Source organism: Streptomyces sp. NPDC045778, assembly GCF_056431945.1.
Genome location: NZ_JBWKJZ010000015.1, coordinates 1 through 23,551, shown reverse-complemented (window position 1 = coordinate 23,551; position 23,551 = coordinate 1). Strand labels below are relative to the sequence as shown.

Sequence of the window (23,551 nt, the reverse complement as noted above, 5' to 3'; positions counted from 1 at the left end):
GCCGCCCGCCCGGTCACCAGCCGCGCTCGCGCCACTCCGGCAGGTGCGGGCGCTCCGCGCCGAGCGTCGTGTCGTCGCCGTGCCCGGGGTAGACCCAGGTCTCGTCCGGAAGCGTGCCGAAGATCTTCGTCTCGACGTCGTCGATGAGGCTCGCGAAGCGCTCCGGGTCCTCCCACGTGTTGCCCACGCCCCCGGGGAAGAGGCAGTCGCCCGTGAAGACGTGCGGATGGCCGTGCGGGTCGTCGTAGACGAGCGCGATCGAGCCCGGCGTGTGGCCCACGAGGTGGCGCGCGGTGAGCGAGATCCGGCCGCACGTGATCGTGTCGCCGTCGTCCACGAGGACCCGCGTCGGCACCGGGATGCCCTCGGCGTCCTCGCGCCCCGCGTACGTCCGCGCGCCCGTCGCCCCGACGACCTCCTCCAGGGCCTGCCAGTGGTCCCCGTGCTGGTGCGTGGTGACGACGGCCGCGAGGCCGTCGTCACCGATCAGGGTCAGCAGGGTCCGCGGGTCGTTCGCCGCGTCGATCAGGAGCTGCTCGTCGGTGGCCCGACAGCGCAGCAGATAAGCGTTGTTGTTCATCGGCCCGACCGCGACCTTCGAGATCATCAGGTCCCGCAGCTCGTGCACATCCGCGGGTCCGCCGACCTTCACCGCTCCGCTGTACGTCATGGAAGTCAGCCTAATCCGTCCTACAGCGGGGGCAGAGAGGGCAGCGGGCCGCCCTCGACGGTCAGGGCGGCGGCCAGCTCGGCCGGGTCGCGGCGGCCCGCGAGCCAGCCGAGCAGGGCCGGCGCCGGGCCGCTGACGGTGACCTCGGGCTTGTCCGGGCTCCGGGGGGCGCGGCCCGTGCTCCACGCGCGCGTGCCGTCGGTCACCCGGGTGGCGGGGACGTCGGCCTTCCCCAGGAAGCGGTCCGCGAGGAAGTCGATCTCGCGCTCCACGAAGTCGGCGGGCAGGTCCTCCAACTCGTAGCCCACACCCAGGTCCACGTGGTGCAGCTCCATCTCGATCCACCGCCGGAACGGCACCCGGGACGCGGAGTCCGTGACGCCGTTGCGCAACTCCACCGTCCGGGACCAGTCCGCGGGCCGGTCGGCCTCGTCCTGGAAGCGGGCCGCGGAGAGCCGCAGGTCCTCGATCTGCTCGGCCAGGGGACGCGGCGCGCCCCGCTCGATGTCGCCGTCGCGGGCCTCGGCGCTCGTGTACATGGGACGGCCTGCGAGGACGTTCACCAGCGCGTCGGCGTTCCGGGCGAGGTGGGTGAGGACGTGGCCCCGGCTCCAGCCCGGAAGCCGTGACGGCTCGGCGGCCGCGGCGTCGTCCCATGCGGAGACTGCGCTGAGCAGCCTTTCGGTCGCGTCACGTACAGACGCCAGGTCGCGCACATGATCAATCATGGGCCAGACGATAGCTCCGCCACACGTTCGGGTGAAGGCGGTGGACCACCCCCTCAAATCGAATGTCCGTGCTATACGCTCGAGAGAAGCATCGGGCACTCTTGGTGGTCTGGCCGTCTTTCATCTCACCAACCACAGCATCCGGCCCGGCGTTGTCAGTGGGTCGCCCTAGTCTGTGAAGGACGGGGGCCCCGCCCCTGTCACTTCTCTCAAGAAAGGTGCGGACCGGCGTGGCCGACCGTCTCATCGTCCGTGGCGCGCGCGAGCACAATCTCAAGAACGTCTCGCTCGACCTCCCGCGTGACTCCCTCATCGTCTTCACCGGTCTGTCCGGGTCCGGCAAGTCCTCGCTCGCGTTCGACACGATCTTCGCCGAGGGCCAGCGCCGGTATGTCGAGTCCCTCTCGTCGTACGCGCGCCAGTTCCTCGGCCAGATGGACAAGCCGGACGTCGACTTCATCGAGGGCCTCTCGCCCGCGGTCTCCATCGACCAGAAGTCGACCTCGCGCAACCCGCGCTCCACGGTCGGCACCATCACCGAGGTGTACGACTATCTGCGCCTGCTCTTCGCGCGCATCGGCAAGCCGCACTGCCCCGAGTGCGGCCGCCCGATCAGCCGCCAGTCGCCGCAGGCCATCGTCGACAAGGTCCTCGAGCTGCCCGAGGGCAGCCGCTTCCAGGTCCTGTCGCCGCTGGTGCGCGAGCGCAAGGGCGAGTTCGTCGACCTCTTCGCCGATCTCCAGACCAAGGGGTACAGCCGCGCGCGGGTCGACGGCGCCACCATCCAGCTCTCCGAGCCGCCCAAGCTGAAGAAGCAGGAGAAGCACACCATCGAGGTGGTCGTCGACCGCCTCACGGTCAAGGAGAGCGCCAAGCGCCGCCTGACCGACTCCGTGGAGACCGCGCTCGGCCTCTCCGGCGGCATGGTCGTGCTCGACTTCGTCGACCTCCCCGAGGACGACCCCGAGCGCGAGCGGATGTACTCGGAGCACCTGTACTGCCCGTACGACGACCTGTCCTTCGAGGAGCTGGAGCCCCGCTCCTTCTCCTTCAACTCGCCCTTCGGCGCCTGCCCCGACTGCACCGGCATCGGCACCCGCATGGAGGTCGACCCCGAGCTGCTCGTCCCCGACGAGGAGAAGTCGCTCAACGAGGGCGCCATCCACCCCTGGTCGCACGGCCACACGAAGGACTACTTCGGCCGTCTCGTCGGAGCCCTCGCCGACGCCCTCGGCTTCTCCATGGACATGCCCTGGGCAGGCCTCCCGCAGCGCGCCAAGAAGGCCCTGCTGTACGGCCACAAGACCCAGATCGAAGTCCGCTACCGCAACCGGTACGGCCGCGAGCGGGTGTACACCACCGCCTTCGAAGGCGCCGTCCCCTTCGTCAAGCGGCGCCACTCGGAGGCCGAGAGCGACTCCAGCCGCGAGCGCTTCGAGGGCTATATGCGCGAGGTGCCCTGCCCCACCTGTGAGGGCACGCGCCTGAAGCCGATCGTCCTCGCCGTCACGGTGATGGGGAAGTCCATCGCCGAGGTCTCCGCGATGTCGATCAGCGACTGCGCGGACTTCCTCGCCCAGCTGAAGCTGACCGCCCGCGACAAGAAGATCGCCGAGCGCGTCCTCAAGGAGGTCAACGAGCGGCTGCGCTTCCTCGTCGACGTAGGCCTCGACTATCTCTCGTTGAACCGCGCCGCGGGCACCCTCTCCGGCGGCGAGGCCCAGCGCATCCGCCTGGCCACCCAGATCGGCTCCGGCCTGGTCGGCGTGCTCTACGTCCTCGACGAGCCCTCCATCGGCCTGCACCAGCGGGACAACCACCGCCTCATCGAGACCCTGGTCCGGCTGCGCGACATGGGCAACACCCTCATCGTGGTCGAGCACGACGAGGACACCATCAAGGTCGCCGACTGGGTCGTCGACATCGGCCCCGGCGCGGGCGAGCACGGCGGCAAGGTCGTGCACAGCGGCTCCCTGAAGGAGCTGCTCGCCAACGACAAGTCCATGACGGGCCAGTATCTGGCCGGCAAGAAGGCGATCCCCGTCCCGGACGTGCGCCGTCCGGCCGACCCGAGCCGCCAGCTCACGGTCCACGGCGCCCGGGAGAACAACCTCCAGGACATCGACGTCTCCTTCCCCCTCGGCGTGCTCACGGCCGTCACGGGCGTCTCCGGCTCCGGCAAGTCGACCCTCGTGAACGACATCCTGTACACGCACCTGGCCCGCGAGCTGAACGGCGCGAGGTCCGTCCCCGGCCGCCACACGCGCGTGGAGGGCGACGACCTCGTCGACAAGGTCGTCCACGTCGACCAGTCGCCCATCGGCCGCACCCCCCGGTCGAACCCGGCGACGTACACCGGAGTCTTCGACCACGTCCGCAAGCTCTTCGCGGAGACCACCGAGGCCAAGGTCCGCGGCTACCTCCCCGGCCGCTTCTCGTTCAACGTGAAGGGCGGCCGCTGCGAGAACTGCTCCGGCGACGGCACCATCAAGATCGAGATGAACTTCCTCCCGGACGTGTACGTCCCGTGCGAGGTCTGCCACGGCGCGCGGTACAACCGCGAGACGCTGGACGTGCACTACAAGGGCAAGTCCATCGCCGAGGTCCTCGACATGCCCATCGAGGAGGCGCTCGACTTCTTCGAGGCCGTCCCCGGCATCGCCCGCCACCTGAAGACCCTCCACGAGGTCGGCCTCGGGTACGTCCGCCTCGGCCAGCCCGCGCCCACGCTCTCCGGAGGCGAGGCACAGCGCGTCAAGCTGGCGAGCGAGCTGCAGAAGCGCTCCACGGGCCGCACGGTCTACGTCCTGGACGAGCCGACCACCGGTCTGCACTTCGAGGACATCAGCAAGCTCATCAAGGTCCTGTCCGGCCTCGTCGACAAGGGCAACACGGTCATCGTCATCGAGCACAACCTCGACGTGATCAAGACGGCCGACTGGGTCGTCGACATGGGCCCCGAGGGCGGCAGCGGCGGCGGCCTCGTCGTCGCCGAAGGCACGCCCGAGCAGGTCGCCGGAGTTCCCGCGAGCCACACGGGCAAGTTCCTGCGGGACATCGTCGCCGCCGACCGCATCAGCGACGCGAGTCCGTCCCCGGCGCGGCGCACGAGGAAGAAGGCGGCCGTGGCGGCCACCTCCACCCCCGCGAAGAAGACGGCGACGGCCAGGACGACCAAGGCCGCCGCCACGAAGAAGACGGCGGCCACCGCCAAGGGCGCCGCCGACAAGGCCACCCCCAAGAAGGCGGCCGCCAAGAAGGCGCCTGCGAAGAAGGCACCCGCGAAGAAGGCGACGCGCAGCCGCAAGGCCTGACCACGCCCGACCGCACCCCAGGGGCGCGTCCTCCGCGAGGAAGGCGCGCCCCTGGCTTGTCGCGCGGCGCGCCCCCGTGATCGGCTGGGGCGGCCAGGACCGACCGTGCCCGGTGCCGGGACCCGTACGACCACCAGGGAGACGTACGCCATGCCCACGCCCGCAGCCCCCGCCGTCCGCAGCGAGCGCAGGGGACCCGTCACCACCGTGGTCCTCTCCCGCCCGGACGTGCGCAACGCCGTCGACAGGCCCACCGCCCGCGCCCTGGCCGCAGCCTTCCGTGCCTTCGACGCCGACCCGGAAGCGTCTGTCGCCGTCCTGTGGGGCGAAGGCGGCACCTTCTGCGCCGGCGCGGACCTCAAGGCCATGGGCACCCCGGACGGCAACGAGGTCGCCGAGGTGGACGGCGCGCACGACGGCCCGATGGGCCCCACCCGGCTCGCGCTGACCAAGCCCGTCATCGCCGCGATCTCGGGGCACGCCGTCGCGGGCGGCCTGGAGCTGGCCCTCTGGTGCGATCTGCGGGTCGCCGAGGACGACGCCGTGCTCGGCGTGTTCTGCCGCCGGTGGGGCGTGCCGCTCATCGACGGCGGGACGGTACGCCTGCCCCGGATCGTCGGGGAGGGGCGTGCCATGGACCTGATCCTCACCGGCCGCCCCGTGGACGCCGCCGAGGCCCTCGGGATGGGCCTCGTCAACCGCGTCGTCCCGAAGGGCGGCGCCCGTGCCGCCGCCGAGCGGCTGGCCGCGGAGATCGCCGCGTTCCCGCAGACCTGTCTGCGGCACGACCGGCTCTCCGCCCGGGAGCAGCACGGCCTGCCCGAACAGCGGGCGCTGGCGGGCGAGTTGCGGCACGGCCTGCACGCACTCGCCGAAGCGGCCGAGGGCGCCGCCCGTTTCACCGCGGGAGCGGGACGGCACGGCGCCTTCGGCGACAGCTGAACGACACCGACACCGAAAACGACACCGAAAACGACACCGAAAACGACACCGAAAACGACACCGAAAACGACACCGAAAACGACACCGACACCGGAAACGACAAGGGCGGCCCGCCCTACGCCTCGCCCTTCCCGGGCTCCAGGAACTGCATGTCCAGCTGGATCTTGACGACCTCGCCGAGCATCCCGGGCGCGAAGGACAGGCCGAACTCGCTGCGGCGGATCTCGCCCGTCGCCTCGAAGCCCGCGTGCCGGACGTCGGCGAACTCACCGAGCCCGCCGAACTCCACGGCGAGCGTCACCGGACGCGTCACCTCACCGATGGTCAGCTCGCCCTCCATCGTCCACTCCTCGCCCGCGCCCCGCAGACGCGTCGAGCGGAAGGCCATGGTGGGACGGCGCTCCACATCGAGCAGGTCGGAGGCGCGGACGTGCGCGTCACGGTCCGCGTTGCCGGTGTCGATCGACGCCAGCTGGATCGTGGCCGTCACGGAGCTGGTCTCCAGGGTCTCGCCCACGACGAGTTCCGCGCCGAACTCGGCGAAGCGGCCCCGCACCTTGGAGATGCCCAGGTGGCGGATCGTGAAGTTCACCGCGGAGTGCAGCGGATCGAGGGTCCAGCGGCCCGCGGGCAGCGGAAGAGGGGCGGCGGCGAGGGCGGCGTCAGTGGTTTCGAAGGTCATGCCGACCACTGTGGGGCGGCCCGTGAGGCGGAGGAAGGCCGGGCTGAGACTGGTAGTGGCAGGGCCAGGATCGGGGCCAGCCTCCGGCGTGTCGCCCTGGTACGTTCGCGGGGTGAGCGACAACGAGTTGGGCGCCTTCCTGCGTGCGCGCCGGGAAGCCGTCACTCCCACCGAGGTCGGCCTGCCGAGCGGGCCGCGCCGGCGGACCCCCGGCCTTCGCCGTTCCGAGGTCGCCACGCTCGCGGGCATCAGCGTCGAGTACCTCACCCGCCTCGAACAGGGCCGTGACCACAACCCGTCGGCGCAGGTGCTCGGCGCGCTCGCGGACGCGCTGCGCATGACCATCGAGGAGCGCATCCACCTGCGCCGCCTCGAAAAGGCCAGCAACGGCGCCGACGACCCGTGCTGCGCGGCGGCCCCGCCCCCGGCCCGCAAGGTGCGCCCGACCGTGCGGGCCGTCGTCGACCGCCTGGAGCCCACCCCGGCCGTCCTGCTCAACCGGCTCAGCGACGTCCTCGCGTACACGACGGGCTACGAACGCGTCGCCCGCCCCCTGGGGCTCCTCGACGGCGAGCGGCCCAACCTGCTGCGGTTCGTCTTCACCGACGAGCGGGCCCGTACCGCCTTCCCCGACTGGGAGCGCGTCGCCGACGAGCAGATCGCGTACCTCAGAAGCGAATCGCCGATGATCGACCCCCATGTGCTGCAACTGGTGGACGAGTTGACGGTCCTCGCCGGAGCGCCCTTCGCCGACCGTGTCCACGCCGTTCCCGGAGTGCCGCGCCGCAGTGGCGTGCAGCGCCTCACCCATCCACAGGAGGGCACCCTGCGCCTCGCGTACGAGTCGCTCGCCATGCCCGACGTCGACGGCCAGCGCCTCCTGGTGCACCTCCCGGCCGACGACGCCACGTCGGCCGCGCTCGACCGGCTGAACGGCCGCCAGCCGGGCGGCCTGCGCGCGGTCAGCGGCTGAGACGGCACGCACACGGGCACCGCGTCGGCACGCGCTAGGCGTCCACCTCCGCGGCGTACGGCGGCTCCGCGCCCGCCCGTGAGCAGGTCACGGCCGCCGCGCGTGCCGCGAACCGCAGGACATCCGCCCACGCCTTCGCGCCGAGCCCGGCCACGGCGTCCGCCGACAGCGCGTCCCGGGCGGCCAGGCCGTGCAGCAGCGCGGCGTTGACCGTGTCGCCCGCGCCGATCGTGTCCACGACGTCCACGGGGATGCCCGGCACGCTCACCTCGCCGCACGCGCGCGTGAGCACCGACAGGCCCGCGCCGCCCCGCGTCACCACGACGGCGGCGGGCCCGGACGCCAGCCACTCCTCGGGAGTGCCGCCCAGCCACCGCGCGTCGTCCTCCGACAGCTTCAGGAGCGCCACCGACGGCAGCCAGCTCTTGAAGCGGGCGCGGTAGGCGTCCGCGTCGGGGATGAGCCCGGCCCGGATGTTGGGGTCGAGGGCCGTGAACACGCCTTCCGCGGCCGCGTGCCGCATCAGCTCCTCGTACGCGCTCGCGCCGGGCTCCAGGACCATGGAGCAGGTCCCGAACGCCATGGCCCGTACACCGTCGGGAAGGCGCGCGGGCGCGGCGAAGAGCCGGTCGGCCGTGCCGTCGACGTAGAAGGAGTAGCCGGCCGAGCCGTCCGCGGCGATCGAGGTCAGGGCCAGCGTCGTCGGCTCGGCGCCGCGCTGCACCAGCGAGACGTCGACGCCCGCCGCCCGCAGCCGCGCGAGCAGCGCCTCACCGAACGCGTCGCGCGAGACGCGGGAGCAGAACCCGGCGGGGGAGCCGAGGCGGCCGAGCGCGACCGCGGTGTTGAAGGGGCCACCGCCGAGGCGGGGCGCGAGCGGGGCGAGGGCCGCGTCCGCCGACGCGCCCGCGGCCTGCGGAACGAGGTCGATGAGGGCTTCACCTGCGGCGACTATCACTGATGGTTCCTTTCCCGCGCTCCACTTCCGGACAGGCTAGAGCCTGCGCCGGGGCCCCGGCCGGGGCGGGCGGCACTCGGGCACGGCACGGGCCGACACGGTCACACCCGTGCCGGGCGCGGTCCCGAAGGTCCGTAACGGTAGGGTCTGCCCTGTCGCCAAACCCTCCTGACCTGTGGAGACCTCATGTCCGGCACCCCTCACGCCCGTCGCGCGGTGCTGCGCGCGGCCGCGCTCGTCCCGGTCGCCGGGCTCGGTCTGACGGCCTGCTCGTCCGGCGACGGCAAGGGCAACCGCTCGGCGCCGACCGAGCCGGTGGACCTGGGCGCGGCCGACGAGGTGGCCGTGGGCGGCTCGAAGCTCTACACCGACCACAACGTGGTGGTCAGCAGGATCGCGGACGACGAGTACAAGGCGTTCAGCACGATCTGCACGCACGCGAGGTGCCCCATCCGCAAGCTCCAGGGCAGCAAGCTGACCTGCCAGTGCCACGGCAGCCAGTTCGACGCGAGGGACGGCAAGGTGCTGCACGAGCCCGCGGTGGCTCCCCTGGAGGAGCTGCCGGTGAAGGTCGCGGGCGGCAAGATCGTGGCGGGCCCCGGGGCCTGAGGCGAGCCTCCGGGCGGAGACCGGGGCCGCGTCCCGATCCGGGGGCCGGGGCGGGCCGGCGGGGGCGTGCGGGGTGCTCACTCCCAGTCCCACTCGATCCCCACGATCCCGGCCCGCACCTGCGGCTCCACGAGGTGCACCGACCGGTGGCTGCCGCTCAGCGTCAGCTCCCGGCGGCCCGCGCGCGGCGCCGCCGCCGAGTGCTGGGTGAAGCGGTGGCAGCGCACCGGCAGGGCGCCCTTGGCGAAGCGGACCTGGAGGGCGTACTGGCCGCCCGCGAAGCTGAAGGCGCGGAAGTACTCGCCGCTCGGCCCGGCCGTGCCGTCCTCGAAGGCGTAGCGGAACATATGCGTTTCGCCCGTGCGCAGGCGCGTGTCGAAGAGCAGCTCGGCGACCAGGACGCCGGTGTCGTGGTGCCAGCGGACGCGCCCGGTGCGGCAGTTGTCCAGGGCGAGGACGCGGGTGCGCTCGGGCGCGCAGCCGGGGTCGCCGTGGTGGATGGCGACGTAGCGGTCCACGCCGTCCCGGTGGGCGCGCACGATGTGCTCCGAGTCGCGGCCGAGCAGCTCACGGTCCGCGCCGATGCGGACGCGCTCGTGGTGGCCCACCGTGTGCAGGCCGCCGTCGAGCGGGGACCCCAACTCGGCCAGGAGGGATTGCAGGACGTCGGCGGCCTCCATCAGCGAGCGGTACGAACGGGCGGGGGGCCGTTCGCCGTCGGGGCGCTCGTCGGCGCGGGCGAGCAGCCGGATCAGTGACTCCTCGGGGAGGTCGAGTATCTCCTCCAGCGCACGGACGGCCCGCAGCGACTCGGCGCGCTGCGGGCGGCGCGCGCCCTGCTGCCAGTAGCTGAGGCTGGTCACGCCGACGCTGACGCCGTGGCGCGCGAGGTGGTGGCGCACGCGTTGCAGGGGCAGCCTGCGCGCGGCGATCGCCGCGCGCAGGGCGACATGGAAGGGGCCGGTACGCAAGGCGGAGGCCAGCTCCGTAGGGGCGGGGTCCGCGAGGGGAGAGGCGGACGGACGGGTGGGGGGATGCGTGGGGGAGGGCGCGGGCCGCACCGCGGATCCTTTCTGTGAACGTTCACACAGACCGTGGGTGTGTACGCGCTGATCGGAGCGGGCGACCAGGTGAGCGTACGGCCGGTGTTCACAGGGGTGGGCTCTTGTTCACGGTTCCATTAACCCCGCATTGAAGCGTGTTGACCGGAAGTCAACAAGGCTTGATGCTCAATCCAGCGTCCGGACGCGTTCCTCCACCTCAAACCCCCACTGCGCTCGGGAGGACCGCGATGCACCACAGATCCAGCAACTCCAGTCGGCGGAGACGGCTTTCCGCCCTCGCCGTCGCCGTGACAGCCCTGCTGTCCGTGCCGACGGCCACGGCCGCGGCGGCCCCGCACGACACCGCCGCGCCGCGCTCCGCGGCGTCCTCCGTGTCGTCCCCCGCGGCCGACGGCCCGTCCGTCCTCGCCGCCAAGCGCCTGAACCTCACCATGCAGGCGCAGCAGAAGAGCAACTGGTGCTGGGCGGCGGCGGGCAACACCATCGCCACCTACCTGGGCAAGAACTACTCCCAGAACCAGTTCTGCAACGCCGCCTTCAACCGCAGCCAGAACACCGAGTGCCCCAACAACCAGGCCACCCTGGGCAACGTCCAGAACGCCCTGGGCTGGATGGGCATCAACCGCGGCTCGTACGTCACCGGCTGGCTGCGCTACGACACCGTGCAGGCCGAGATCAACGCCAACCGCCCCGTCGAGACCCGCATCCAGTGGTCCAACGGCGGCGGCCACATGCACACCCTCTACGGCTACGACACCGCCAACAGCTGGGTGTACTGGGGCGACCCGTGGCCGTCGAACGACCGGTACAACTGGGCGTCGCACTCCTGGTACGTCAACAACAACACCTTCTCCTGGACCCACTCGCTGTACCGGATAGGGGCGTGAGCGCGATGACCCGTCACCTGCCCCACGTCTCCGTAGAGAGCCGTTACGCCCGTGGCCGTCTCCTGAAGGCCACGCTCGCCGGGTCCGCCGCCGCGCTGCTGCTCGGGCTCGCGGCGCCGCACGCCACCGCCGGCTCGGGACCGGCGGTGCCCCCCGCGCCCGCCGCGCCCGCCGCGCCCGCCGCGGACACCCGGGCCGACGCCCACGACGCCGCCCAGGCCCCGAAGACCCTCGACACGCTCTCCCGGTTCTTCGCCCGCGACGGAGCCGTCAGCAAGGCGAAGGCCGCGCCGCGTGTGAAGGGGGAGCACGCCGTACCCGTCTACTACCTGTCGGCCGACTTCGTCGCGGGCAAACGGGGCGCCCCGATCGCCCGCATGGAGTTCCTCGCCAGCGAGGCGGTCTCCTCCGACGGCCAGAAGGCGTCGCTGTGGACCGCCCGGCAGGCCGGCTCCTGGCAGGTGGTGAACATCGCCACCGGGAACGATGAGACGCACTACGCGCGCGTGGGCGCCGACAAGCTCCCCGGAGGCACCGTCTTCCTCGAACCGCAGATCAACGCCTGGTACGTGCAGAAGGGCCAGCGGGTCCTTCCGCTCGACCGGGACGCGATCCGTGCCGTCGGCAAGCAGGGCACCACGGCCGCTGCCTACCAGCGGCGGGTCCACAAGGCCTACGGGGACAAGCTGCCGGGGTCCGCGTACGCGAAGTCCGGCAAGGCCGGTGGCTACGACAAGGCCGCGCCCGCGCCCGGCTCCGCCGGCAGGACCGCTTCCGCCGCGGAAGGCGCGGACGGGCCGGTGACCGTGGTCTCCTCGGTGGCCGCCGCCGGCGCCGCCCTCGCGCTCGGCCTGTCCGGGGCCGCGCTCGTCCGGCGTCGCTCGCGCCGCCTCGGCTGAGCAGGACCGGCCCCGGGCCGGACCGCTCCCGCCCGTCCCGTGAGGGGCGGGCGGGTCCACGCCGCTGTCACACCCCGCCAGTAGGCTGTCCGACATGGCCGACCCTTCCAGCTACCGCCCCCAGCCGGGACAGATCCCCGACTCGCCCGGGGTCTACAAGTTCCGTGACGAGCACCGCCGTGTGATCTACGTCGGGAAGGCCAAGAGTCTGCGCCAGCGCCTCGCCAGCTACTTCCAGGACCTGGCGAACCTCCACCCGCGCACGGCCACCATGGTGACGACCGCGGCCTCCGTGGAGTGGACCGTCGTCGCCACGGAGACCGCCGCGCTCCAGCTGGAGTACACCTGGATCAAGGAGTACGACCCGCGGTTCAACGTCAAGTACCGCGACGACAAGAGCTATCCGTACCTCGCGGTGACGATGAACGAGCAGTTCCCGCGCGTGCAGGTGATGCGCGGCCAGAAGAAGAAAGGCGTGCGCTACTTCGGTCCGTACGGCCACGCCTGGGCCATCCGCGACACCGTGGACCTGCTGCTGCGCGTGTTCCCTGTGCGGACGTGCTCGGCGGGCGTGTTCAAGAACGCCGCCCGCACCGGCCGCCCCTGCCTGCTCGGCTACATCGGCAAGTGCTCCGCGCCCTGCGTGGACCGCGTATCGGCCGAGGAGCACCGCGAACTGGCCGAGGACTTCTGCGAGTTCATGACCGGCCGCACCGGCACCTACATCCGGCGCCTGGAGCGCCAGATGACGGACGCGGCCGAGGAGATGGAGTACGAGCGCGCGGCCCGCCTCCGCGACGACATAGACGCCCTGAAGAAGGCGATGGAGAAGAGCGCGGTCGTCCTCGCCGACGCCACCGACGCCGACCTGATGGCCGTCGCCGAGGACGAGCTGGAGGCCGCCGTCCAGATCTTCCACGTGCGCGGCGGCCGCGTGCGCGGCCAGCGCGGCTGGGTCACCGACAAGGTGGAGGCCGTCACCACCGCCGACCTCGTCGAGCACGCCCTCCAGCAGCTCTACGGCGAGGAGAGCGGCGACGCCGTACCCAAGGAAGTGCTCGTCCCCGCGCTGCCCGACCCCGTGGCCCCTGTCCAGGAGTGGCTCACCCAGCGCCGCGGGTCGAACGTGTCGTTGCGCATCCCGCAGCGCGGCGACAAGAAGGCCCTCATGGAGACCGTCGCGCGCAATGCCCAGCAGTCGCTCGTCCTGCACAAGACCAAGCGCGCCTCCGACCTCACCACCCGCTCCCGGGCCCTGGAGGAGATCGCCGCGGCCCTGGAGCTGGACAGCGCACCGCTGCGCATCGAGTGCTACGACATCTCCCACCTCCAGGGCGACGACGTGGTCGCCTCCATGGTCGTCTTCGAGGACGGGCTCGCCCGCAAGAGCGAGTACCGCCGCTTCCAGATCAAGGGCTTCGAGGGGCAGGACGACGTCCGGTCCATGCACGAAGTGATCACGCGGCGCTTCCGGCGCTATCTCGTCGAGAAGGAGAGGACGGGCGAATGGTCCCCGGACGAGGCCCAGGACGGCCTCACCGAGCAGGACGGACGCCCCAAGAAGTTCGCGTATCCGCCGCAGCTCGTCGTCGTGGACGGCGGCCAGCCGCAGGTCGCCGCCGCCCAGCGGGCCCTGGACGAGCTGGGCATCGACGACATCGCGGTCTGCGGCCTCGCCAAGCGCCTCGAAGAGGTCTGGGTGCCCGGCGAGGACGACCCCGTGATCCTGCCGCGCACCAGCGAGGGGCTGTATCTCCTCCAGCGCGTACGAGACGAGGCGCACCGTTTCGCGATCAGGTATCAGCGGACCAAGCGGACCAAGCGCTTCAGAGCGAGCCCCCTGGACGACGTGCCCGGTCTGGGCGAGTCCAGGAAGCAGACACTGATCAAGCATTTCGGCTCGCTCAAGCGGCTCAGGTCCGCCACCATCGACCAGATCTGCGAAGTCCCCGGCATCGGCCGCAAGACGGCGGAGGCCGTCCTCGTGGCCTTCGCCCAGGCGGCCCCGGCACCCCCCGCCGTGAACACCGCCACAGGGGAGATCATGGAAGAAGAGGACCCCGTGGGGGCGGGAGACTCGGACGAAGGAGAGGAGCCCGCCCCGGCGGGCGACTCGGTCAACGGCAAGGGGCCCACACCGACCGCGGCCCCGAGCGAAGGCGAGACGTTCCCGCACGCGGGCGCCTCGGAACGACGACGGGGGATGGAGACATGAGCGAGCACGACGAAGGCGGCACCCAGGTGAGTACGGGCACGACCATAGAGCCGGGCGAGGCCGCCGAAGCGGCCATCCCGGAGCTGGTGATCATCTCCGGCATGTCCGGCGCGGGGCGCAGCACCGCCGCCAAGTGCCTGGAGGACCTCGGCTGGTTCGTCGTGGACAACCTGCCGCCCGCGCTGATCCCCACCATGGTCGAGCTGGGCGCCCGCTCGCAGGGCAACGTCGCCCGCATCGCGGTCGTCGTCGACGTGCGCGGCCGCCGCTTCTTCGACAACCTCCGCGAGTCCCTCGCGGACCTGGAGTCCAAGCACGTCACCCGGCGCATCGTCTTCCTGGAGTCCTCAGACGACGCCCTGGTGCGCCGCTTCGAGTCCGTCCGCCGCCCGCACCCGCTCCAGGGCGACGGCCGCATCGTCGACGGCATCGCGGCCGAGCGCGAGCTGCTGCGCGAGCTGCGCGGTGACGCCGACCTGGTCATCGACACCTCCAGCCTGAACGTGCACGAGCTGCGCGCCAAGATGGACGCCCAGTTCGCGGGCGACGAGGAGCCCGAGCTGCGGGCCACGGTGATGTCCTTCGGCTTCAAGTACGGCCTGCCGGTCGACGCGGACCTCGTGGTCGACATGCGCTTCCTGCCCAACCCGCACTGGGTCCCGGAGCTGCGGCCCTACACCGGGCTCAACGAAGAGGTGTCGGCGTACGTCTTCAACCAGCCGGGCGCCAAGGAGTTCCTCGACCGCTACACCGAGCTGCTCCAGCTGATCGCCGCGGGCTACCGCCGCGAGGGCAAGCGGTACGTGACCATCGCCGTGGGCTGTACGGGCGGCAAGCACCGCTCCGTCGCCACGTCCGAGAAGCTCGCCGCGCGCCTGTCGTCCGCCGGCATCGAGACGGTCATCGTCCACCGGGACATGGGGCGCGAATGAAGCCCAACCGCCGGGTACTCCGTCTGAACCGCCTGGGCCGCAAGCGGGGCACCCAGCCCAAGGTCGTCGCCCTCGGCGGCGGCATGGGCCTGTCCGCCTCGCTCACCGCCCTGCGCCGCATCACCGGGGACCTCACCGCCGTCGTCACCGTCGCCGACGACGGCGGCTCCAGCGGCCGGCTGCGCCAGGAGCTGGGCGTGCTGCCGCCCGGCGACCTGCGCAAGGCGCTCGCCGCCCTGTGCGGCGACGACGACTGGGGCCAGACCTGGGCCCGCGTCATCCAGCACCGCTTCCAGTCCCGCGGCGACCTGCACGAGCACGCGGTCGGGAACGTCCTGATCGTCGCCCTGTGGGAGCAGCTCGGCGACCACGTCCAGGCGCTCGACCTGGTCGGCAAGCTGCTCGGCGCGCACGGGCGCGTGCTGCCCATGTCCGCCGTGCCCCTGGAACTCCAGGCGCTGGTCAGGGGCCACGACCCGGAGCGCCCGGACGACGTGGACACCGTGCGCGGCCAGGCCACCGTGGCGCTCACCCCCGGCGAGGTGCAGTCCGTGCACCTGGTCCCGCAGGCCCCGCCCGCCGTCCCGGAGGCCGTCGCCGCCGTCCTTGACGCCGACTGGGTGGTCCTCGGCCCCGGCTCCTGGTTCTCCTCCGTGATCCCGCACCTGCTCGTGCCCGAGCTGCTCGACGCGCTCACGGAGACGAAGGCCCGCCGGGTGCTCTCGCTCAACCTCGCGCCGCAGCCCGGAGAAACCGAAGGCTTCTCTCCGCAGCGTCATTTGGAGGTTTTGGCCCGACACGCCCCTAAACTCGCCCTGGACGTGGTGCTGGCCGACGAGGCCGCCGTGCCCGACCGTGGGTCCCTGACCGATGCCGCCAAGCGGTTCGGTGCCACGGTGGAGCTGGCGCCGGTGGCCCGCGAGGACGGCAGCCCCAAGCACGACCCGGAGCTGCTTGCCGCCGCGTACGACCGTATTTTTCGGATGCATGGAAGGATCGGCCCATGGCGATGACGGCAGCGGTGAAGGACGAGATCTCCCGGCTCCCCGTCACCCGGACCTGCTGCAGGAAGGCGGAGGTCTCGGCGATCCTGCGGTTCGCCGGCGGCCTGCACCTGGTCAGCGGCCGCATCGTGATCGAGGCGGAGCTGGACACGGCGATGGCGGCCCGCCGGCTCAAGCGGGACATCCTGGAGATCTTCGGGCACGGCTCGGAGCTGATCGTGATGGCCCCGGGCGGCCTGCGCCGCGGCTCGCGCTACGTGGTCCGCGTGGTCGCCGGCGGCGATCAGCTGGCCCGCCAGACCGGCCTGGTGGACGGCCGCGGCCGCCCCATCCGCGGCCTGCCGCCGCAGGTGGTCTCGGGGGCCACCTGCGACGCCGAGGCCGCCTGGCGCGGGGCCTTCCTCGCCCACGGCTCGCTGACCGAGCCCGGCCGCTCGTCCTCCCTGGAGGTGACCTGCCCGGGCCCTGAGGCCGCCCTCGCCCTGGTCGGCGCCGCCCGGCGGCTCCAGATCGCCGCGAAGGCCCGTGAGGTCCGCGGCGTGGACCGGGTCGTCGTCCGTGACGGCGACGCGATCGGCGCCCTTTTGACGCGCCTGGGCGCCCACGAGTCCGTGCTCGCCTGGGAGGAGCGGCGGATGCGGCGCGAGGTGCGCGCCACCGCCAACCGCCTCGCCAACTTCGACGACGCCAATCTGCGCCGCTCGGCCCGTGCCGCCGTCGCCGCGGGCGCCCGGGTGCAGCGCGCCCTGGAGATTCTCGGCGAGGAGGTCCCCGAGCACCTCGCCGCCGCGGGCCGGCTGCGCATGGAGCACAAGCAGGCCTCCCTGGAGGAGCTGGGCGCGCTCGCCGACCCGCCGCTGACCAAGGACGCCGTCGCGGGGCGCATCCGCCGCCTGCTCGCGATGGCCGACAAGCGGGCCCAGGACCTGGGCATCCCCGGCACGGAGTCCAATCTGACCGAGGAGATGGCCGAGGAGATGGCCGAGGAGATGGCGGACAACCTCGCGGTCTGACGCGGGACCGCCGGAGGGCCCCTACGACCACCGAAGGGCCCTCCGGAAGCGTCCGAAACGCGGATTTTGCGCTCACCCGTGCGCGGGGTGAAACGGGTGAGCGCCATGGTGAGCGTGGTGCTTCTCACTACCGGACGGTATTGCCTTCGAGGGGGGTTCTCGATGTCACCCGGAGGCCTTCGGAGAGGTAGGGTCGGAGGCGGTCGGGGACATCCCAATACATCTCGCCGGCGTCTCAGACCGGCGTACCAACGAGGAGATCGGTTCGTGACGATCCGCGTAGGCATCAACGGCTTTGGCCGCATCGGTCGTAACTACTTCCGCGCGCTCCTTGAGCAGGGTGCGGACATCGAGATCGTGGCTGTCAACGACCTGGGTGACACCGCGACCACCGCACACCTGCTGAAGTACGACACCATCCTCGGCCGCCTCAAGGCCGAGGTGTCCCACACCGAGGACACCATCACCGTCGACGGCCACACCATCAAGGTGCTGTCCGAGCGCAACCCCGCCGACATCCCGTGGGGCCAGCTGGGCGTCGACATCGTCATCGAGTCGACCGGCATCTTCACCAAGAAGGCCGACGCCGAGAAGCACATCGCCGGTGGCGCGAAGAAGGTCCTCATCTCGGCTCCGGCCAAGGACGAGGACATCACCATCGTGATGGGCGTCAACCAGGACAAGTACGACGCGGCCAACCACCACGTCATCTCCAACGCCTCCTGCACCACCAACTGTGTGGCGCCGATGGCCAAGGTCCTCGACGAGAACTTCGGCATCGTCAAGGGCCTGATGACGACGGTCCACGCGTACACCAACGACCAGCGCATCCTGGACTTCCCGCACTCGGACCTGCGCCGCGCCCGCGCCGCCGCCGAGAACATCATCCCGACCACCACCGGCGCCGCCAAGGCCACCGCCCTGGTCCTGCCGCAGCTCAAGGGCAAGCTGGACGGCATCGCCATGCGCGTCCCGGTCCCCACCGGCTCCGCCACGGACCTGGTCGTCGAGTTGCAGCGCGAGGTCACCAAGGACGAGGTCAACGCCGCGTTCAAGAAGGCCGCCGAGGACGGGGACCTGAAGGGCATCCTCTTCTACACCGAGGACCCGATCGTGTCGTCCGACATCGTCAGCGACCCGGCCTCCTGCACCTTCGACTCCTCCCTGACCATGGTCCAGGAGGGCAAGTCGGTGAAGATCCTCGGCTGGTACGACAACGAGTGGGGCTACTCCAACCGCCTCGTCGACCTCACGGTCTTCGTCGGCGGTCAGCTCTGAGCCGCGAGCGCGCTTAGAGCAGGCACCCAGATGTGAGCAGCAGGGTCCGGACCGTTAACGTCCGGACCCTGCAGCATGTCAAAGCCCTCTTCGGAGCCCCTTCTCAAGGAGTCCCCCTCTATGAAGACGATCGATGAACTGCTCGCCGGCGGTGTCGCGGGCAAGCGGGTCTTCGTCCGCGCGGACCTGAACGTGCCGCTCGACGGCACCACGATCACCGACGACGGCCGCATCCGCGCCGTCCTGCCCACCGTCAAGGCCCTCGCCGGCGCGGGCGCCCGCGTGGTCGTCGCCTCGCACCTGGGCCGCCCCAAGGGCGCCCCGGACCCCGCCTTCTCGCTTGCCCCCGCCGCCACCCGTCTCGGTGAACTCCTGGGCGCGGACGTGCGGTTCGCCACCGACACGGTCGGCGACTCCGCCAAGGCCACCGTCGCGGGCCTGGCCGACGGCCAGGTCGCCGTCGTGGAGAACCTGCGCTTCAACGCGGGCGAGACGGCCAAGGACGACGCCGAGCGCGGCGCCTTCGCGGCGCAGCTCGCCGAGCTTGCCGACGTGTACGTGGGCGACGGCTTCGGCGCCGTGCACCGCAAGCACGCCTCCGTCTTCGACCTGCCGGGCAAGCTGCCGCACTACGCGGGCTACCTCATCGCCACCGAGGTCGGCGTCCTGAAGAAGCTCACCGAGGACGTCAAGCGCCCCTACACCGTCATCCTCGGCGGCGCCAAGGTCTCCGACAAGCTCGCCGTCATCGACGAGCTGCTCGGCAAGGCCGACCGCCTCCTGATCGGCGGCGGCATGGCGTACACCTTCCTCAAGGCCAAGGGCCACGAGGTCGGGATCTCCCTCCTTCAGGAGGACCAGCTCCCGGTCGTCACCGAGTACATGGAGCGCGCCGAGAAGAACGGCGTCGAGCTGGTGCTCCCCGTGGACGTCCTGGTCTCCGCCGACTTCCCCGACCTGAAGACGAAGGCCCCGGCCGACTTCGAGACGGTCGACGCCGACAGCATCCCGGCGGACAAGGAGGGCCTGGACATCGGCCCCAAGACCCGCGAGCTGTTCGCCGAGAAGATCGCCGACGCCGAGACGGTCTTCTGGAACGGACCGGTGGGCGTCGCCGAGCACCCCGACTACGCCGGTGGCACCGCCGCCGTCGCCCGGGCGCTGCTCAACTGCGACGGCTTCACGGTGGTGGGCGGCGGAGACTCCGCCGCGGCCGTCCGTAACCTGGGCTTCGACGAAACCGCATTCGGCCACATCTCGACCGGTGGCGGCGCCTCCCTCGAATACCTCGAGGGCAAGACGCTCCCCGGCCTCGCCGCACTGGAGGACTGACCTCAATGAGCACGCGCACGCCGCTGATGGCGGGCAACTGGAAGATGAACCTCAACCACCTCGAGGCCATCGCGCACGTCCAGAAGCTCGCGTTCGCGCTCGCCGACAAGGACTACGAGACCGTCGAGGTCGCCGTCCTGCCGCCCTTCACCGATCTGCGCTCCGTGCAGACCCTGGTCGACGGGGACAAGCTCAAGATCAAGTACGGTGCCCAGGACATCTCGGCGTACGACTCCGGCGCGTACACCGGTGAGATCTCGGGCCCGATGCTCTCGAAGCTGAAGTGCACGTACGTGGCCGTGGGCCACTCCGAGCGCCGTCAGTACCACAACGAGACCGACGAGATCTGCAACGCCAAGGTGAAGGCGGCCTTCAAGCACGGCATCACGCCGATCCTCTGCGTCGGCGAGGAGCTGGAGGTCCGTGAGGCGGGCAACGCCGTCGCGCACACGCTCGCCCAGGTCGAGGGCGGCCTCAAGGACGTCCCGGCCGAGCAGGCCGAGTCGATCGTGATCGCGTACGAGCCCGTCTGGGCCATCGGCACCGGCAAGGTCTGCGGCGCCGACGACGCGCAGGAGGTCTGCGCGGCCATCCGCGGCAAGCTCGCCGAGCTGTACTCGCAGGAGCTGGCGGACCAGGTCCGCATCCAGTACGGCGGCTCCGTGAAGTCCGGCAACGTCGCGGAGATCATGGCGAAGCCCGACATCGACGGCGCCCTGGTGGGCGGCGCGAGCCTGGACACGGACGAGTTCGTCAAGATCGTTCGCTTCACCGAGCAGTGAGTATGCGCTAACGCCGTTACGACGTACCCTTGCGGGGGTCGGGGCTTGAGAAGTGAGCGGGACACGCTCGCGGAGTAAGCTTCGGCCCCCGTCGTCGATTCAGATCCGAGGAAGTTGGTCCAGCCGTGGTTATGGGGTTCTCGATCGCCCTGATCGTCTTCAGCGCGCTGCTGATGCTGCTGGTGCTGATGCACAAGGGCAAGGGCGGCGGCCTTTCCGACATGTTCGGTGGCGGAATGCAGTCGTCGGTCGGTGGCTCCTCGGTCGCCGAGCGCAACCTGGACCGCATCACCGTCGTGGTCGGTCTGCTCTGGTTCGCGAGCATCGTCGTGCTCGGCATCCTGATGAAGGTCAACAACTGACAACAGGCACCGGCCGCTCGCCACGCCACGGCGGCCACGCCCTGAAGTCCCGCTCATAGCCCCATGTTCCGTACGCGCCCGCGCGCGCGGCTTATCATGGGGCTTGCGTGTCGGGGTGGGGTGTAACTCCCAACACTGGACGCGCGTTGGGCCTTACGTAGACTGAGGCGCCCGCAGCGGAGCCGGCAGTCGACCCCGCGGCGCAGCCGCCGTTCGAACAGGCAGCACCATCACGCAGGGAGTTACGACCGTGGCAAGTGGCAACGCGATCCGAGGCAGTCGGGTCGGGGCGGGGCCGATGGGCGAGGCCGAGCGCGGTGAGTCCGCGCCGCGACTGCGCATCTCCTTCTGGTGCTCCAACGGGCACGAGACGCAGCCGAGCTTCGCCAGCGACGCGCAGGTCCCCGACACATGGGACTGCCCTCGCTGCGGCTTTCCGGCAGGTCAGGACCGGGACAACCCCCCGGACCCGCCGCGCACCGAGCCGTACAAAACCCACCTCGCGTATGTGCGCGAGCGGCGCAGCGACGCGGACGGCGAGGCCATCCTCGCCGAGGCGCTGGCCAAACTGCGGGGCGAGATCTAGAAGTTGAGAACCGGCCGGACACCCTGAGGTGTCCGGCCGGATCCGTTTCGGCGTCGCCCCGCCGCGTCCCCCCGTCGGCCCTGGACACGCAGGTCAGCGCGGTCTTCACCGGCGGTTGTCAGTGGTGCCCCCTACCGTGGTGGACGATCGTGAACCACGCGGCGGACGGGGGGAGTTGTGACGGCTGCGGAGACCGCTGAGGCCGGCGCCGACAGCGCGCGGAGCCTCGTCTGGCGCGGGGGATTCGGGCGGCTGTGGAGCGCCGCCGTGCTCTCCAGCTTCGGGGACTCGCTGCGCAAGGCGGCGCTGCCGCTCCTCGCCGCGTCGCTCACCGACGATCCGCTGCTCATAGCCTCCGTGACCGCCTGCGGCTATCTGCCGTGGCTCGCCTTCGGACTGCTCGGCGGCGCCGTGGCCGACCGCGTGGACCAGCGGCGCGCCATGTGGCGGGTCGACGTGGCGCGCGGTGTGCTCGTCGCGGCCTTCGCCCTCGCCGTGGCGCTCGGCCACGCCTCGATCGGCCTGCTCATCGCGCTCGCCCTGGTGCTCACGACGCTCCAGACGCTGTTCGACAACGCCGCCACGGCCCTGCTGCCCGCCCTGGTGCCCCACGACGCCCTGGGCAGTGCGAACGCGCGACTGCTGACCGGCCAGCAGCTCGCCGGCGGCCTCCTCGCCGCACCCGTGGTGCCCTTCCTGATCGCCGCGGGCCCCGGCCTTCCGTACGCGGCCGACGCGGTGACGTACCTGGTGGCGGCCGCGCTCGTGGCCTCCCTGCGGGTGCCCGCGCCCGAGCGTCCGCCCAGACCCGCCGGGGCCACCCTGCGGTCCGACATCGCGCACGGGCTGCGGGCCCTGGGGCGGGACCGGGTGCTGCGTGGTCTGTGCGCGGCCACCGCGGTGGGCAACGTCGGCATAGGCGCGCTCCTCGCCACCCTCGTCGTCCTCGTCACCGACTGGCTGCACGCGGGCAGCGGCGGATACGCGGCGGCCATGACCGCGTACGCCGCCGGAAGCCTCGTGGGCGGGGCGCTCGCCGGGCGCCTCGCGCGGCGGCTCGGGCGCGTGGGCGGGGCGCTCGCCGCCGGCACGGCCCAGATCGCCGCGCTCCTGGCCATGGGCACGGTCCGCGACCTCACGGCCCTGACCGCGAGCATGGCCCTGTTCGGAGCCATGGGGATGGTGTGGACCGTCAGCACCCACACCCTGATGCAGGAGCGCGCCCCCGCCGCCGCCCTCGGCCGCATCAGCGCGGCGTTCCGGACCCTGGGTGTCGCGGGGGCGCCGCTCGGGGCGATGCTCGGCGGGGCCGTGGCCGCGCTCCTGGGGCCCAGCGCACCGATGCTGCTCGCGGCCGTCCTGTTCGCGCTCTCGGTCGCCGTACTGGCCCCCGCGCTCAAGCCGGCGGACAGCGGACAGGCACCTCGTGCCGCACGCTGATCAACTAGGTTGGGAGCGCAGTGGGGCGTACGCACGCACGTTGTACGAGAGAGGGCGGAAGTACAGATGAACGCAAGTGGCCGCACCAGGCTCAACCGGACGGCCGAGTGGACGGCCCTGGCCAAGCACCGGGAGCAGCTGGGGGAGGTACGCCTTCGGGAGCTGTTCGACGCGGACCCGGCGCGCGGCACCGCGTACACCCTCCAGGTCGGCGACCTGCACATCGACTACTCCAAGCACCTGGTGACCGACGAGACCCTCGCGCTCCTCCAGGAACTGGCCGCCGCCACCGACGTCTTCGGGCTGCGGGACGCCATGTTCCGCGGTGAGAAGATCAACACCACGGAGGGGCGCGCGGTGCTGCACACCGCGCTGCGCGCGCCCGCCGACGCCGTGATCGAGGTCGATGGTGAGAACGTCGTGCCGAAGGTGCACGCGGTGCTCGGCAAGATGGCGGCCTTCGCGGAGAAGGTCCGTACGGGTGAATGGACGGGCCACACGGGCCGGCGCATCAAGAACGTGGTGAACGTCGGCATCGGCGGTTCCGACCTCGGCCCCGCCATGGCGTACGAGGTGCTGCGTGCCTATACGGACCGCGACCTGACGGTCCGCTTCGTGTCGAACGTGGACGGCGCCGACCTGCACGAGGCCGTCCGTGACCTGGACGCGGCGGAGACGCTGTTCGTCATCGCCTCCAAGACGTTCACCACGATCGAGACGATCACCAATGCCACCTCCGCGCGGGACTGGCTCCTGACCGAGCTGCGCGCCGACCAGAGCGCGGTCGCCAAGCACTTCGTGGCGCTGTCGACGAATGCCGAGAAGGTGGCGGACTTCGGGATCGACACGGCGAACATGTTCGAGTTCTGGGACTGGGTCGG

The 23,551-nt window shown here is 71.5% G+C and carries 22 protein-coding genes; 17 read left to right on the top strand and 5 right to left on the bottom strand.

Annotated features, from left to right (window positions below):
* Positions 1 to 13: 13 nt before the first annotated feature.
* Together AC07GB_RS20405 and AC07GB_RS20400 are read right to left on the bottom strand one after the other, a co-directional pair.
* Entirely contained in the window at positions 14 to 670 is a 657-nt protein-coding gene (locus tag AC07GB_RS20405) for an MBL fold metallo-hydrolase (protein ID WP_478847350.1), read from the bottom strand.
* Positions 671 to 690: 20 nt separating this feature from the next.
* Positions 691 to 1,398 (bottom strand): maleylpyruvate isomerase family mycothiol-dependent enzyme, encoded by a 708-nt coding sequence (locus tag AC07GB_RS20400; protein WP_478847348.1) that lies wholly within the window; start codon positions 1,396 to 1,398, stop codon positions 691 to 693.
* Positions 1,399 to 1,628: 230 nt separating this feature from the next.
* On the opposite strand from AC07GB_RS20400, the gene uvrA reads away from it, so the two are divergent.
* Positions 1,629 to 4,712 (top strand): excinuclease ABC subunit UvrA, encoded by a 3,084-nt coding sequence (gene uvrA / locus AC07GB_RS20395; RefSeq protein ID WP_478847346.1) that lies wholly within the window; start codon positions 1,629 to 1,631, stop codon positions 4,710 to 4,712.
* 150 nt (positions 4,713 to 4,862) lie between these two features.
* A complete protein-coding gene (locus tag AC07GB_RS20390) occupies positions 4,863 to 5,654 on the top strand; it encodes a crotonase/enoyl-CoA hydratase family protein (RefSeq protein WP_478847344.1) in 792 nt (263 codons plus the stop codon).
* A gap of 115 nt (positions 5,655 to 5,769) precedes the next feature.
* Here AC07GB_RS20390 and AC07GB_RS20385 read toward each other — a convergent pair whose 3' ends face one another.
* Entirely contained in the window at positions 5,770 to 6,336 is a 567-nt protein-coding gene (locus AC07GB_RS20385) for a YceI family protein (RefSeq protein WP_478847342.1), read from the bottom strand.
* A 112-nt stretch (positions 6,337 to 6,448) separates the two neighbouring features.
* On the opposite strand from AC07GB_RS20385, the gene AC07GB_RS20380 reads away from it, so the two are divergent.
* The gene (locus AC07GB_RS20380; protein ID WP_478847340.1) at positions 6,449 to 7,309 is read left to right on the top strand and encodes a helix-turn-helix domain-containing protein; all 861 of its coding nucleotides are present in this window, start codon (positions 6,449 to 6,451) and stop codon (positions 7,307 to 7,309) included.
* Positions 7,310 to 7,343: 34 nt separating this feature from the next.
* On the opposite strand, the gene AC07GB_RS20375 is transcribed toward AC07GB_RS20380, so the two are convergent.
* On the bottom strand, positions 7,344 to 8,267 hold the full coding sequence (locus tag AC07GB_RS20375) for a carbohydrate kinase family protein (RefSeq protein ID WP_478847338.1): 924 nt from the start codon (positions 8,265 to 8,267) through the stop codon (positions 7,344 to 7,346).
* Between the two features lie 186 nt (positions 8,268 to 8,453).
* Here AC07GB_RS20375 and AC07GB_RS20370 point away from each other — a divergent pair, with 186 nt between their 5' ends.
* Positions 8,454 to 8,876, top strand: coding sequence for a Rieske (2Fe-2S) protein (locus AC07GB_RS20370; protein WP_478847336.1), 423 nt, complete (start codon positions 8,454 to 8,456; stop codon positions 8,874 to 8,876).
* A gap of 77 nt (positions 8,877 to 8,953) precedes the next feature.
* On the opposite strand, the gene AC07GB_RS20365 is transcribed toward AC07GB_RS20370, so the two are convergent.
* Complete coding sequence (locus AC07GB_RS20365; RefSeq protein WP_478847334.1) at positions 8,954 to 9,847, bottom strand: hypothetical protein; 894 nt, start codon at positions 9,845 to 9,847, stop codon at positions 8,954 to 8,956.
* 320 nt (positions 9,848 to 10,167) lie between these two features.
* Here AC07GB_RS20365 and AC07GB_RS20360 point away from each other — a divergent pair, with 320 nt between their 5' ends.
* The 13 genes from AC07GB_RS20360 to AC07GB_RS20300 all read left to right on the top strand — a co-directional run.
* Positions 10,168 to 10,827, top strand: a complete 660-nt coding sequence (locus AC07GB_RS20360) for a papain-like cysteine protease family protein (RefSeq protein WP_478847332.1) — start codon at positions 10,168 to 10,170, stop codon at positions 10,825 to 10,827.
* A 5-nt stretch (positions 10,828 to 10,832) separates the two neighbouring features.
* A complete protein-coding gene (locus AC07GB_RS20355; RefSeq protein WP_478847331.1) occupies positions 10,833 to 11,726 on the top strand; it encodes a hypothetical protein in 894 nt (297 codons plus the stop codon).
* Positions 11,727 to 11,820: 94 nt separating this feature from the next.
* A complete protein-coding gene (uvrC, locus tag AC07GB_RS20350) occupies positions 11,821 to 13,941 on the top strand; it encodes an excinuclease ABC subunit UvrC (RefSeq protein WP_478847329.1) in 2,121 nt (706 codons plus the stop codon).
* Positions 13,938 to 14,873, top strand: a complete 936-nt coding sequence (gene rapZ / locus AC07GB_RS20345) for an RNase adapter RapZ (RefSeq protein WP_478847327.1) — start codon at positions 13,938 to 13,940, stop codon at positions 14,871 to 14,873. The genes uvrC and rapZ overlap by 4 nt, the downstream gene beginning before the upstream one ends.
* Positions 14,870 to 15,886, top strand: coding sequence for a gluconeogenesis factor YvcK family protein (locus AC07GB_RS20340; RefSeq protein ID WP_478847325.1), 1,017 nt, complete (start codon positions 14,870 to 14,872; stop codon positions 15,884 to 15,886). Before rapZ ends, AC07GB_RS20340 begins: the two co-directional genes overlap by 4 nt.
* Positions 15,877 to 16,890, top strand: a complete 1,014-nt coding sequence (whiA, locus tag AC07GB_RS20335) for a DNA-binding protein WhiA (protein WP_478847323.1) — start codon at positions 15,877 to 15,879, stop codon at positions 16,888 to 16,890. Before AC07GB_RS20340 ends, whiA begins: the two co-directional genes overlap by 10 nt.
* Positions 16,891 to 17,157: 267 nt before the next feature.
* Positions 17,158 to 18,168 carry a type I glyceraldehyde-3-phosphate dehydrogenase gene (gene gap / locus AC07GB_RS20330; protein ID WP_478847321.1) on the top strand — a complete coding sequence of 337 codons (1,011 nt, stop codon included), beginning with the start codon at positions 17,158 to 17,160 and terminating at the stop codon, positions 18,166 to 18,168.
* A 120-nt stretch (positions 18,169 to 18,288) separates the two neighbouring features.
* Positions 18,289 to 19,500 (top strand): phosphoglycerate kinase, encoded by a 1,212-nt coding sequence (locus AC07GB_RS20325; protein ID WP_478847319.1) that lies wholly within the window; start codon positions 18,289 to 18,291, stop codon positions 19,498 to 19,500.
* A gap of 5 nt (positions 19,501 to 19,505) precedes the next feature.
* Positions 19,506 to 20,282: a triose-phosphate isomerase gene (gene tpiA, locus AC07GB_RS20320; RefSeq protein WP_478847317.1), complete on the top strand. Its 777-nt coding sequence runs from the start codon at positions 19,506 to 19,508 to the stop codon at positions 20,280 to 20,282.
* Between the two features lie 131 nt (positions 20,283 to 20,413).
* A complete protein-coding gene (gene secG / locus AC07GB_RS20315; RefSeq protein WP_030687882.1) occupies positions 20,414 to 20,644 on the top strand; it encodes a preprotein translocase subunit SecG in 231 nt (76 codons plus the stop codon).
* Positions 20,645 to 20,894: 250 nt separating this feature from the next.
* Positions 20,895 to 21,230: an RNA polymerase-binding protein RbpA gene (locus AC07GB_RS20310; RefSeq protein ID WP_003957010.1), complete on the top strand. Its 336-nt coding sequence runs from the start codon at positions 20,895 to 20,897 to the stop codon at positions 21,228 to 21,230.
* Between the two features lie 177 nt (positions 21,231 to 21,407).
* On the top strand, positions 21,408 to 22,670 hold the full coding sequence (locus AC07GB_RS20305; protein WP_478847315.1) for an MFS transporter: 1,263 nt from the start codon (positions 21,408 to 21,410) through the stop codon (positions 22,668 to 22,670).
* 66 nt (positions 22,671 to 22,736) lie between these two features.
* The coding region (locus tag AC07GB_RS20300) for a glucose-6-phosphate isomerase (RefSeq protein WP_478847314.1) at positions 22,737 to 23,551 on the top strand (815 nt) is incomplete at its 3' end.

Bases quoted from the DNA above. Each gene is read 5' to 3' on its own strand.
- AC07GB_RS20340 (WP_478847325.1), top strand. From the start codon at position 14,870: ATGAAGCCCAACCGCCGGGTACTCCGTCTGAACCGCCTGGGCCGCAAG.
- secG (WP_030687882.1), top strand. From the start codon at position 20,414: ATGGGGTTCTCGATCGCCCTGATCGTCTTCAGCGCGCTGCTGATGCTG.
- rapZ (WP_478847327.1), top strand. From the start codon at position 13,938: ATGAGCGAGCACGACGAAGGCGGCACCCAGGTGAGTACGGGCACGACC.
- AC07GB_RS20355 (WP_478847331.1), top strand. From the start codon at position 10,833: ATGACCCGTCACCTGCCCCACGTCTCCGTAGAGAGCCGTTACGCCCGT.
- AC07GB_RS20370 (WP_478847336.1), top strand. From the start codon at position 8,454: ATGTCCGGCACCCCTCACGCCCGTCGCGCGGTGCTGCGCGCGGCCGCG.
- uvrC (WP_478847329.1), top strand. From the start codon at position 11,821: ATGGCCGACCCTTCCAGCTACCGCCCCCAGCCGGGACAGATCCCCGAC.
- AC07GB_RS20360 (WP_478847332.1), top strand. From the start codon at position 10,168: ATGCACCACAGATCCAGCAACTCCAGTCGGCGGAGACGGCTTTCCGCC.
- AC07GB_RS20325 (WP_478847319.1), top strand. From the start codon at position 18,289: ATGAAGACGATCGATGAACTGCTCGCCGGCGGTGTCGCGGGCAAGCGG.
- AC07GB_RS20390 (WP_478847344.1), top strand. From the start codon at position 4,863: ATGCCCACGCCCGCAGCCCCCGCCGTCCGCAGCGAGCGCAGGGGACCC.
- tpiA (WP_478847317.1), top strand. From the start codon at position 19,506: ATGAGCACGCGCACGCCGCTGATGGCGGGCAACTGGAAGATGAACCTC.
- AC07GB_RS20405 (WP_478847350.1), bottom strand. From the start codon at position 670: ATGACGTACAGCGGAGCGGTGAAGGTCGGCGGACCCGCGGATGTGCAC.
- AC07GB_RS20400 (WP_478847348.1), bottom strand. From the start codon at position 1,398: ATGATTGATCATGTGCGCGACCTGGCGTCTGTACGTGACGCGACCGAA.
- whiA (WP_478847323.1), top strand. From the start codon at position 15,877: ATGGCGATGACGGCAGCGGTGAAGGACGAGATCTCCCGGCTCCCCGTC.
- AC07GB_RS20385 (WP_478847342.1), bottom strand. From the start codon at position 6,336: ATGACCTTCGAAACCACTGACGCCGCCCTCGCCGCCGCCCCTCTTCCG.